This window comes from Paraburkholderia heleia NBRC 101817, from assembly GCF_000739775.1.
Taxonomy (GTDB): domain Bacteria; phylum Pseudomonadota; class Gammaproteobacteria; order Burkholderiales; family Burkholderiaceae; genus Paraburkholderia; species Paraburkholderia heleia.
The window spans coordinates 265,445-276,606 of record NZ_BBJH01000004.1; the positions used below are offsets into that span (position 1 = coordinate 265,445).

An 11,162-nucleotide genomic window follows, 5' to 3' on the forward strand; every position below is an offset into this window, starting at 1 on the left:
CATCTCCCATCATTGCCTCTCCCCGACAGATAGCGCCAGCCGATGCCGTTCAATATTCCGATTCTCCTGACCTGGCTGCGGATCCTGGCGATTCCGCTCGTGGTTGGCGTGTTCTATCTGCCGCAGACGATGCTTTCGCCGATGCAGCAGAACGTGCTGGCGATGCTGCTCTTCGTGCTGGCGGCGCTCACCGACTGGTTCGACGGCTTTCTCGCGCGCAAGTGGAATCAGACCTCTTCGTTCGGCGCATTTCTCGATCCCGTCGCGGACAAGCTCATGGTCACTGCGGCGCTGCTCGTGCTCGTGCATCTGCAGCGGCTCGACGCCGTGATCGCGCTCGTGATCGTCGGACGAGAGATCGCGATCTCGGCGCTGCGCGAGTGGATGGCGCAGATCGGCGCGTCGAAGAGCGTGGCCGTGAATTCGCTCGGCAAGTTCAAGACCGCGTGCCAGATGGTCGCGATTCCCATGCTGCTGTTCTACGCGCCGCTTACGCTCGGCGGCGTGACGCTATTCGATTCGCGCGTGTGGGGGGCGTGGCTCATCTACGTGGCAGCGTTCCTCACGATCTGGTCGATGCTCTACTACATGAAGCTCGCGTGGCCCCAGATCCGCGAACGGGGGAGCTTGTGAATCCCGGGTGTCTTTTCCAAAAAGATCACGCGAAGGGGTTGACACGATTCTGCGGGTTATACATAATCTCACTTCTCCGCTGCATGACGCAGTAGCAAGCGAGCAGATGCGGTAGAGATCGCAGAAGATAAGCCGAAGTTAGCTGAAAATTCGGCAAATTCTGAAGCAAATATGCGGGAGTAGCTCAGTTGGTAGAGCGCAACCTTGCCAAGGTTGAGGTCGCGAGTTCGAGACTCGTCTCCCGCTCCAGAATTCCAGGTGCGGCGTTTTTGCAGTAACGAAAAACGAAGTGCCGAAGCAGTAAGAGTCGCAGTAAAGCAGGACATTTGCGGGAGTAGCTCAGTTGGTAGAGCGCAACCTTGCCAAGGTTGAGGTCGCGAGTTCGAGACTCGTCTCCCGCTCCAAATGCCAAGGGGAAGCAGCGGAAGCAGCGCTTCCCTTTTTGTTTGGCAGGCTTGGGTCAGCGTATCAAGCCATCAAACAAATCTGTCCGGTCGTTGCGGGCGCAAGCAGTTTGCCCCATGTTTGCCGCACTCCGGTCAGTCCGCTTCTGGCGCGATAGCAAAGCGGTTATGCAGCGGCCTGCAAAGCCGTGTAGGCCGGTTCGACTCCGGCTCGCGCCTCCAGATGCAAAACAAAAGCCACCTGCGGGTGGCTTTTGTTTTTTGCGCCCGCATTGCCGCGTTTTTCGCGATCCGTCGACGCACGTGGCGCAAAATAGCCGGAACCCGTCCTCTCCGGACTTCCGACATGTCCATCGAACTCCCCGAAGACGCGCGCACCGAAGCGATCGCCTCCATCCAGCGCTATTTCGACGCCAACTTGGAAGAGCCGATCGGCAACGTCGCGGCGGGGGCGCTGCTGGGCTTCTTTCTCGAAGAGATTGCGCCGGCGGTCTACAACAAGGCCATTGCCGACGCACAGGAGAGTATGCAGGCGCGCATAGTCGATCTCGACATCGATCTGCACGAGGAGCCGTTCCAGTACTGGCGCAAATACGGGCAACCGCGCCGGCGCAAGTGAGCGCTGCCCAGTGGCGGGTTTGTGGCGCGCGCGGCGCGCGGCATAATCGTGGTCATTGACGATGCTTTGAGGGAAATCACCGACCATGACCGTGCAGTCCACCGCCTTGCCGCTGCCCCAATTCGACTGGCAATGGAAAGCCTTTGATGCGCTCGACGCGCGCGAAGTCTACGCCATGCTCAAGCTGCGCGCCGACGCGTTCGTCGTCGAACAGAACTGCGTGTATGGCGATATCGACGGTCTCGACTTCGGCGCGTGGCATCTGTTTGCATGGAGCGAGCAGGGCGGCGTGCGGGAGCTTGCGGGCTATTTGCGTGTGCTGCCGCCCGACGCGCAGGACGCCGACGTGCGCATCGGCCGCGTGGTGACGTCGCAAAACCACCGCGGCATCAAGCTCGGCAACGCGCTGCTCGAACGCGCCATCGCGCAGATCGAGCGTCAATGGCCGGACGTCGCGATGCGTCTGCATGCCCAGGCGCACCTGCAGAAGTTCTACGGTGCGTTCGGCTTCTCACCCGTTGGCGAGATTCACGACGAGGACGGCATCGCGCACGTGTGGATGCGCTCGGCCTGACTCGACATTCATCGCGCCTTGCGCGGCAACGCGATTCCTTTACGTGCGTAGGGTGCGCCCTTCCTCCTGACGCTTGCCGTCGGCCGTCCGCATGCCGCTTTGCCGCTCCCGCTGCAAGCGTCCACGCGCGGATAGCCGCATCCAGTGGCGCAGCGCAACCAGCGAGCCGACCACGCTCATCATCGACCCCGGAATCCACAGCAGCAGCCCGCCGATCTGCTGGTCGCGCATGGGCGATAGCCAGGTGAACGCGCGCCCGCAGATCGAATAAACCGGGTAAAGCTCGTGCGGCGTGAAGAAGATGAACGCGCCGAGCACGATCTGCGGCGGAATCGCCGCGATCACGACGAGCACGCGCTTGCCCGGCGAGAGGCGCGCGGGCGGCGCGGGGCGCGAGTCGAGCACGAGCCACCAGAACAGCAGCCCGTCGATCACCATGCTCCAGTTCATGACGCGGTAGAGACGCCAGTCGAGCATCGCGATGAAGTGGATGGGCGAAAAGAGCCAGAAATAGATGAGCCCGACGAAGAGCCCGACCGCGACGACGGGATGCATGACGATGTCGAGCGCCACGCGCACGGGCCGCGCGGCGAGCGCGGGGCGCACGAAGCGCTGCCGCCACCTGAACGGAATGCCCGCGCGCAGTGCCGCGCCCGGATAGGCGAGCGCGATGAAGAACGGCCCCAGATGGTGCAGCACCAGGTGCTGCGCGCGATGCATGAAGAACTCGTGCTCGAAGTAGTAGTCGAGACGCGTATGCAGCACGACGTAGAGCGCGCCTAGCCCGAACCAGAACGAGATCTGCCGTGCAAGCGACACCCGCGCGTGCCGCTTGCCGCGCACGAACAGCACCGCCGCGAGCAGGGTGCAGATCATCACGGTCGGCGAGGGCTCCCAGGGCTGGAGCCAGTAGAGCAGGGTCATCGCGAGCATGGCGGCGGCCTCATCGCGGATTCAACATGCTTGCGCGCGCAACTAATGGGAAATGCGGCGGCAAATGCGGCGAATGCGCGCGCGGTGGCATCGCTGCGGCCTTACTGCCCCGAGGGCGGCTTGACTGCGAACGGCGTGTCGAGCGTTTCGCCGTCCGAGAACTGCAGCTTCACGTTCACCGTGTCGCCCGGCGCGACCTTGTGCTTCGCCTTCTCCAGCATCAGGTGGTAGCCGCCCGGCGCGATGGCGAGCGTGCCGTGCGCGGGCACCGTCGCCTTGTGCGCCATGACCATCTTCTGCGTCGAGCCGTTCGAAACCGTCTGATGCAGCATGACCATGCCATAGGCGTCGCTCGATACACCCACGAGATCGACCGGCTGGTCGCCGTCGTTCTTGAGCGTCACGTAGCCCGCGGCCGGGAGGTCGTTGGGCAGCCAGCGAACCCATGCGCCTTGCGCGCTCAGCGTGCCGGCCGCGGCGTGTGCGGCGCTCGCGAAGGCGGCGAGCGCACCGAAGGTGCTCAGCGCGCAGCCGAGCGAGACGGTGAGTGACTTGAGGTTCTTCGTCATAACGTTTCCTGTTGCGATTGCTGTTGCATCAAAACCCGATGATTGGGCCGGCGAGACGGTCCGCGTTCACGCCGTATCGTGGATGACGCGGCGCAGGTCGTGCGCGATTGCGTCCGGTGTGTCGTGGTCGGTGGCGAGCAGGCGCGCGTGGCCTTGCGCGTCGAACACATAGACGGCCGAACTGTGCGTGACTTCGTAGCTGCCGTCGGGGTCGCGCTTTTCCATCTGGTAGGCCACGCGGTAGCGCCGCGCGAGCGACTCGATCTGGGCGTCGGTGCCGGTCAGGCCGCGCGCATGCCGGGCGTCGAACGCGCCGACGTAGGCGTGCAGTGCCTGCGGCGTGTCGCGCGCCGGATCGACGCTGATGAAGAGTATCCGCACTTTGTCCGCATCGGGGCCGAGCTTCGCTATAACCTGCATCAGGCGCGCCATGGTTTCCGGACAGACATCCGGGCAATGCGTGTAGCCGAAGTAGACGAGCGTCGTGTCTCCGCGAAAACTGGCGCCCGTCACGCTTTGGCCGTTGTCGGCCGTGAGCGCGAAGTCGAGGTCGGGCAGATGGCCACTCACGTTCGTAAGCTGCCACGGTTCGCCCGGATGCGAGCATGCCGCAAGCAGCACCGCGCCCGCCACCGCCGCCGTGCGCCGCAGCCTGCGCATGCCGCCGCGAAGGCGACCGCTCAGGCGGGTGCGGAACGTGCGCAGCGTGGGATCGAAGGTGGGGAACAAAGGCAATCTCGTCGGCTCGATGGGGCTACGTTGGCCGCGCTCCTCAGACCACCGGGCTCGGCTTGTCGCTGCGACTGTAGCAAAATTGGGTCCGCGTGGTTCGCGAGCGCCCCGCTCATGCGGACCACGCGCGTCGATATGCCGCATCTTCGAGTCCCGGGATGCCTGCACAGGCGGTCGGGCCCGTACTTTCTCGATAATCGATCCAAGGCGCGGTAAGATTCGCACACTTTCCCTGGGCGCAGCCCGGGGCCATACCCGGCCAGCAGGCCGATGGGTGAAAAGAACGCAATGCAAGCACTTCCGGCAGTCCTGCCGCCTGAACAGACGGCATTTTTCTTCGATTTCGACGGCACGCTCGTCGATCTCGCGCCCACGCCCGATGGCGTGCTCGTCCGTCCGGACATGGTCGCGCGGCTGCGCGAGTTGCGCCGCGCGACGCATGGCGCGGTGGCGATCGTCTCCGGGCGCGGCATCGAGAGCATCGATGGTTTTCTCGGCATGCCCGATCTGCCCGTGGCCGGCCTGCACGGCGCCGAGCGGCGCGACGCCAACGGCGACACGCAGCGCGTCGGCTTCAACGACGAGCGCTTGCTGCACATGGAGCAGGTGCTCGCGGAGGTGGTGCGCACGCATGCGGGCATGCTGCTCGAGATCAAGGGCGCGTCGCTCGCGCTGCACTACCGGAACGCTCCGGAACACGAGGGCACCGCGCGCGCCGCGACCGAGCGCCTTGCCGCCGACTACGCCGACGCCTACGTGCTGCAGCCCGGCAAGATGGTCTACGAAATCAAGCCGAAGGATGTCGACAAGGGCCGCGCCCTGCGCGCATTCCTCGGTGAGCCGCCGTTCGCGGGCCGCAGCCCGGTGTTTGCCGGCGACGACCTGACCGACGAGAAGGGCTTCGCCGTCGTCAATGCGCTGGGTGGGTTGTCGATCAAGGTCGGCGGCGGCGACTCCATCGCGCAGACGCGTGTCGACTCGGTCGAAGCGCTGATCGGCTGGCTCGCATCGCTCGTTGCGGCCATGCCGGGTGCCCGGTGATTGCGCGCATGCCTCGCTTGACTGCCCATGCAGACTGCCTGCCTTGCCTGAGCCGAGGCGCCGCCACGCGCGCGCCACGCTTTGCCGATTTCCTGCACGGACCCCGCCCCTCATGAGCCGATTGATCATCGTGTCGAACCGCGTCGCCCCGATTTCCGAAGGCGGCCCGGCCGCGGGCGGCCTCGCGGTGGGCGTGTACGACGCACTCAAGGAAACCGGCGGCATGTGGTTCGGCTGGAGCGGGGATGTGCTTGCCTCCGGCCAGCCGCAGATCGCGCTCGAAGAGCGTGGTCCCGTGACCTTCGCCACCATCGGCCTGCTGCGGCGCGACTACGACCAGTATTACCGCGGTTTCTCGAACGCGACGCTCTGGCCCGCGTTCCACTACCGCGCCGATCTCGTCCAGTACGACCGCCACGAATACGAAGGCTATAGCCGCGTGAACGCGTGGCTCGCGCAGCAGCTCGTGCCGCTGCTGCGCGAAGACGACGTGATCTGGGTCCACGACTATCACCTCATTCCGTTCGCCCAGGCGTTGCGCGCGGCGGGCGTGAAGAACCGCATCGGCTTTTTCCTGCACATCCCGTTTCCGGCCTCGCAGGTACTGCTGGCGGTGCCGCCGCATCGCGAACTGGTGCAGGCGCTGTGCGCGTTCGACCTGCTCGGCTTCCAGACGAGGCCCGACCTGCGCGCCTTCTGCGACTACATCGTGAACGAGGCGGGGGGCACGACCGCGCTGCAGCCGGACGGCCTCACGCGCATCGAGGCGTTCGGGCAAACGCTCTGCGCGGGAGATTACCCGATCGGCGTCTATCCCGACGAGATCGCCGAACTCGCCAGGGCCGGCGAGCGCGGCAAGCCGGTGCGCACGCTCAAGTCCACGCTGCACGGGCGCAAGGTCATCATGAGCGTGGACCGGCTCGACTACTCGAAAGGGCTCGTGGAGCGCTTTCGCGCCTTCGAACGCCTGCTCGACCACACGCCGGCGCAGCGCAACAAGGTCTCGTTCGTGCAGATCGCGCCGCCCACGCGCGCCGACCTGCATGCCTATCAGGACATCCGGCTGCGCCTCGAGGCGGAGTCGGGGCGCATCAACGGCCGTTACGCGGAACTCGACTGGACGCCGATCTGGTACATCCACCGCCAGTACGAACGCGCGGTGCTGGCCGCGCTGTTCCGGGCGTCGAACGTCGGCTACGTCACGCCGCTGCGCGACGGCATGAACCTCGTCGCCAAGGAATACGTGTCGGCGCAGGATCCCGAGGATCCGGGCGTGCTCGTGCTCTCGCGCTTCGCCGGCGCGGCGCAGGAGCTTTCGGGCGCGCTGATCGTCAATCCGCTCGATATCGACGGCATGGCCGATGCGCTGGGCACCGCGCTCTCCATGCCGCTTGCCGAGCGCCTCGCGCGCTATCAGGACATGATGGCCCAGTTGCGGGAGAACAATGTCTCGGTCTGGCGCGACCGCTTCATGCGCGATCTCGGCCGCGTCAGCGTGCGACAGGCGAGCCTGCCGCCGCTCGAGCGCGCGCAGGGCTGAGCACCCGCGCCTCGCACACCCGCGCGAGCGCAAAAAGAAGCTGCTTCGGTCGGTGCACTGAAGCGGATTTTTGCGTCCGGGCGTTTGGGGCAACGCGCAGCGGGCGAGGCGCCCGCCGGCGCAGTGATGTCAGGCCACGTGCTTTTCGTCGGTCTTCTTGCTGCCCAGATGCAGCGTGGACTGCTTGCCGTATTGCTTGGCGAGGAGGTCGCGGTAGAGGCCGGGGCGGTTGCGCAGTTCTTCCGGCGTGCCGTCGTCGATCACCTTGCCTGCGCTCATCACGATGATGCGGTCGAAGTTGTTGAGCGTGGAGAGGCGGTGCGCGATCGCGATCACCGTGCGGCCCACCATCAGCCGGTCGAGCGCCTGCTGGATGGCCTCCTCGGACGCGCTGTCGAGCGCCGAGGTGGCTTCGTCGAGCAGCAGGATCGGCGAGTTCTTGAGAATGGCGCGCGCGATCGCGATGCGCTGGCGCTGGCCGCCCGACAGCTTCACGCCGCGGTCGCCCACGAGCGTGTCGTAGCCCTCGGGCATCGCCTCGATAAATTCGGCGCAGCGCGCCTCGCGGGCCGCGGCGATCACTTCCTCGCGGCTCGCCTCGGGGCGGCCGTAGGCGATGTTTTCATAGATCGAGCGGTGCAGCAGCGAGATGTCCTGCGGCACGAGGGCGATGGCGTGGCGCAGGCTGTCCTGGGTGACGTGCGCGATGTCCTGGCCGTCGATCTTGATGGCACCGGACTGGGTGGCGTAGAAGTGCTGGAGCAGCGCGAGCACCGTGGTCTTGCCCGCGCCCGACTTGCCGATCAGGCCTACGCGCTGCCCGGCCTCGATGCGCAGATCGAAATGGTCGAGGATCGGTTTGCGGTGCGGATACGCGAAAGTCACGCCCTCGAAATCGACGCGGCCGCCCTGGGCCACGAGCTCGCTGGCGTCGTCGCGGTCGGGCATGCCGTGCGGCTCCAGCAGCGTCTGCACGGCCTCGGCGAGGCGCGCCACGTGCTGGGTCACATCCACGAGCGCCACGGCCAGATCGCGCGTGCCGTGCAGGATCGTGAAGCCGAGCGAGCTGACCAGCACGATGTCGCCCGACGTCGCCTTGCCTTGATCCCAGAGCCACAGCGCCCAGCCAAGCAGGCCAGCCGACAGCATGGCCGTGATCACGGCGTGCAGCAGACGCAGTTTTTCGAGGTAGAGCAGGCTCGATCGGCGCGCGTCGAGTTCGGCCTTGACGGTCGAGCGAAAGCGCTTCTGCTCGCGGACCGTCATGCCGAAGGCGCGCACGAGCGCCATGTTGCCGATCACGTCGACGAGCTCGCCGTCCACCGCGGCCGCCCTGGACGCGAAGGTGTGGTGGCGCGACGAGCCGCGCCCGGCCAGCTTGAAGAGGATCACCGAAAGGATCGCCGAGCAGATGAGGAGGCCCGCCGCCATGAGCGGATTGACGGCGATGATCATGACGATCGCGCCGGCCACGGCGATACAAGGCGGCAGCACGTTCCACGCGGTGGTGTTCTCGGCCGTGTAGACGGCGTTCGACGTCGCGGTGATGCGGCTGGCGAGCGTACCGGGCTGCTTTTCGGCGTAGTAAGTGGGCGAGTGACCGCTCAGGTACTGAAAGAGGTCGCGCCGCAGGTCGCCCGTCACGGCGACGAAGGTATGCGCCGCGAACCAGCCGCCGACCCGCCAGAGCAGGTTGTCGGCGGCGATCAGGCCGACGAGGATGGCGAACGCGCTCCACAGCGGGCCCGGATGATGGCGTCCCGCTCCGAGCACATCGATCAGATGCTTGATGGCGTATTGCGACGCAAGCGCGCAGCCGACGGCTGCGAACACGCTGGCGAGCACGACAGCGTGGGCGAACGGATGGCGCTTGATGTAGCGGAAAAGGAACGCGAGCGGGCGCCGCGCATAGCTCGCGAGCTTTGCGTTGTGGGCGTTACGCTGAGCGATGGTCAGATGTTCCAATTGATCGGGTGGTCGGTCTGACGGAACTTCGTCCGTGCAAGTTCAAAGGAAGAGGGCGGGCGCTGAGGCGACGAAGGGCTTCGGGCGCACGGCAACGAAGGCGGACTTACCGCATTGTAAACACCCCATGCGCCTGGCGCACCGCCTGTGCCCGGCGGACGCGCATCATATCGCGACACGATAGCGCGGGATACAGATTGGGGACACGTTGTTGCAGCGGAGGTTCAACAGGAATCCCGGACCGTTTTAGAGACAGGTGTTTTAGAGATAGAATTGCAGATTGCATTCGGAAAAGCGCTGTGCTTGCTCGCAACACGCCGTCCGCCGACGGCGAACAGGTGCAGGATCGATTCTGCGCGTCACCCGCGGCAATCGCGCACAGTGGTTTCCCGCAGTGCAGCACCCAATTTAGAACTCTCTTGGAAAACAATGGGTTGCGGAGTGTTTCCGGTTTGTAACAACGTAAAGACTTTGAAATGATCTAGCCGGTATTTACCCTGGACCGGGATAATGCCGACTCGGACGACGTAGGGAATTTGACAGCTTTTCTGTCAACGGCCGCGAACCCTGCGCGTTTACCGCCTGAACCGCCGCGTGTGCGCTCTCTTGCCGCTTCACAACTGCGTCGGTCTGTGTCCGGATTTCCGGCGCGGTTAGCGGTACGGAACGCCTGTAAGGCGCGTGGCGACAAGGAAGCCGCAGCCTGCATAGGTCGATTGTCAAATTTGCAGTCTATTGCCCGATTTATTACGAGGAAGGAGTTCACCACTATGCGAATCGCTCAAATCGCTCCGTTGCACGAGGCGGTTCCTCCCAAGCTGTACGGCGGCACGGAACGGGTGGTCTCCTACCTGACCGAAGCGCTGGTCGAACAGGGCCACGATGTCACGCTGTTCGCCAGCGGCGATTCGGTTACCTCGGCAAAGCTCGAAGCGTTCTGGCCGCAGGCACTGCGCCTCGACCCCACGATTCGCGACGTGATGGCTCCGCACATGCTGTTGCTCGAAGAAGTTCGCCGCCGCGCGGACGAGTTCGACGTGCTGCACTTCCACATCGACTACTACCCGTTCTCGCTGTTCCAGCGCCAGCCGGTGCCGTTCGTCACGACCATGCACGGCCGTCTCGACCTGCCGGAACTGCAGCCGGTGTTCAACGCGTTCAACGACGTGCCGGTGGTGTCGATCTCGGACAACCAGCGCATTCCGCTGCAGCAGGCCAACTGGCAGCAGACCGTCTACCACGGCCTGCCGGAAGATGTGCTCACGCCGATTCCGGACGTCGAGCCCGGCTACCTCGCGTTCCTCGGCCGCGTCTCGCCGGAGAAGGGCCTTGACCGCGCGATTCGCATCGCCGGCCAGGCCGGCATGAAGCTCAAGGTCGCCGCCAAGATCGACAAGGCGGACCGCGCCTACTACGAAGAAGTCATCAAGCCGCTGATGGCGTTGCCGCATGTCGAGTACATCGGCGAAATCGGCGAGCATGAGAAGCGCGAGTTCCTCGGCAATGCGCATGCGCTGGTGTTCCCGATCGACTGGCCGGAGCCCTTCGGCCTCGTCATGATCGAAGCCATGGCCTGCGGTACGCCGGTCATCGCGTTCAAGCGCGGCTCGGTGCCGGAAGTCATCGAGAACGGCGTGTCGGGCTTCGTCGTCGAAGACGAAATCAGCGCAGTCGCGGCGCTCAAGCGTCTGTCGTCGCTGCCGCGCGAGAAGGTGCGCGCCGCGTTCGAGGCACGCTTCTCGTCGAAGGTGATGGCACGCAACTACGTGGCCGTGTACGAAGAACTGCTGCGCCAGAAGCATCGTACCGTGCTGCGCGAAGTCAACGCCGGCTAAGGTCCGTACCGGAACTGGACGCGCTGCGGCGCGCCCGGCTTTCCCGCTTTTCCAACGCCCCGGTGCCCATGCACCGGGGCGTTGTCACATTCGCGGCGGCGGCGGGTGAGGCGCACGCTTAATGTCCCTATAATGGCCGTGCCGTAAAATCCGCGGCGCCCGCGAAAGCGGGCTTTGCATGGGACCCGAGTAAGACGCTAAAGCGTCAACTCTGGTCGACAGCTTTGCATGGGACCCGAGTAAGACGCTAAAGCGTCAACTCTGGTCGACAGCTTTGCATGGGACCCGAGTAAGACGCTAAAGCGTCAACTCTGGTC

The 11,162-nt window shown here is 65.0% G+C and carries 10 protein-coding genes and 3 tRNA genes; 9 read left to right on the plus strand and 4 right to left on the minus strand.

What is annotated here, in order from left to right:
• Positions 1–42 precede the first annotated feature (42 nt).
• From pgsA to BHE01S_RS05100, 6 genes are all read left to right on the plus strand, one after another.
• Entirely contained in the window at positions 43–633 is a 591-nt protein-coding gene (gene pgsA / locus BHE01S_RS05075; protein WP_042261239.1) for a CDP-diacylglycerol--glycerol-3-phosphate 3-phosphatidyltransferase, read from the plus strand.
• Between the two features lie 173 nt (positions 634–806).
• Positions 807–882, plus strand: a tRNA-Gly gene (locus BHE01S_RS05080).
• A gap of 79 nt (positions 883–961) precedes the next feature.
• Positions 962–1,037 (plus strand) — tRNA-Gly (locus BHE01S_RS05085).
• A gap of 148 nt (positions 1,038–1,185) precedes the next feature.
• Positions 1,186–1,259, plus strand: a tRNA-Cys gene (locus tag BHE01S_RS05090).
• Positions 1,260–1,383: 124 nt separating this feature from the next.
• Positions 1,384–1,656, plus strand: coding sequence for a DUF2164 domain-containing protein (locus BHE01S_RS05095; protein WP_042261241.1), 273 nt, complete (start codon positions 1,384–1,386; stop codon positions 1,654–1,656).
• A gap of 85 nt (positions 1,657–1,741) precedes the next feature.
• Positions 1,742–2,230, plus strand: coding sequence for a GNAT family N-acetyltransferase (locus BHE01S_RS05100; protein ID WP_042261243.1), 489 nt, complete (start codon positions 1,742–1,744; stop codon positions 2,228–2,230).
• Positions 2,231–2,269: 39 nt separating this feature from the next.
• Here the strand turns inward: BHE01S_RS05100 and BHE01S_RS05105 are convergent, their stop codons facing one another.
• The 3 genes from BHE01S_RS05105 to BHE01S_RS05115 all read right to left on the minus strand — a co-directional run bounded on the left by BHE01S_RS05105 (position 2,270) and on the right by BHE01S_RS05115 (position 4,392).
• The gene (locus BHE01S_RS05105; RefSeq protein ID WP_042261312.1) at positions 2,270–3,154 is read right to left on the minus strand and encodes a cytochrome c oxidase assembly protein; all 885 of its coding nucleotides are present in this window, start codon (positions 3,152–3,154) and stop codon (positions 2,270–2,272) included.
• 110 nt (positions 3,155–3,264) lie between these two features.
• Complete coding sequence (locus BHE01S_RS05110) at positions 3,265–3,732, minus strand: copper chaperone PCu(A)C (RefSeq protein WP_042261245.1); 468 nt, start codon at positions 3,730–3,732, stop codon at positions 3,265–3,267.
• A 66-nt stretch (positions 3,733–3,798) separates the two neighbouring features.
• Positions 3,799–4,392, minus strand: coding sequence for an SCO family protein (locus BHE01S_RS05115; RefSeq protein WP_042261313.1), 594 nt, complete (start codon positions 4,390–4,392; stop codon positions 3,799–3,801).
• Between the two features lie 360 nt (positions 4,393–4,752).
• On the opposite strand from BHE01S_RS05115, the gene otsB reads away from it, so the two are divergent.
• Both otsB and otsA read left to right on the plus strand, forming a co-directional pair.
• Positions 4,753–5,505: a trehalose-phosphatase gene (gene otsB, locus BHE01S_RS05120; protein WP_042261316.1), complete on the plus strand. Its 753-nt coding sequence runs from the start codon at positions 4,753–4,755 to the stop codon at positions 5,503–5,505.
• A 112-nt stretch (positions 5,506–5,617) separates the two neighbouring features.
• Positions 5,618–7,045 (plus strand): alpha,alpha-trehalose-phosphate synthase (UDP-forming), encoded by a 1,428-nt coding sequence (otsA, locus tag BHE01S_RS05125; protein WP_042261247.1) that lies wholly within the window; start codon positions 5,618–5,620, stop codon positions 7,043–7,045.
• A gap of 129 nt (positions 7,046–7,174) precedes the next feature.
• Here the strand turns inward: otsA and BHE01S_RS05130 are convergent, their stop codons facing one another.
• Positions 7,175–9,010, minus strand: coding sequence for an ABC transporter ATP-binding protein (locus BHE01S_RS05130; protein ID WP_042261249.1), 1,836 nt, complete (start codon positions 9,008–9,010; stop codon positions 7,175–7,177).
• A 770-nt stretch (positions 9,011–9,780) separates the two neighbouring features.
• On the opposite strand from BHE01S_RS05130, the gene BHE01S_RS05135 reads away from it, so the two are divergent.
• On the plus strand, positions 9,781–10,845 hold the full coding sequence (locus tag BHE01S_RS05135; protein ID WP_042261251.1) for a glycosyltransferase family 4 protein: 1,065 nt from the start codon (positions 9,781–9,783) through the stop codon (positions 10,843–10,845).
• The last annotated feature ends 317 nt before the right edge of the window (positions 10,846–11,162 follow it).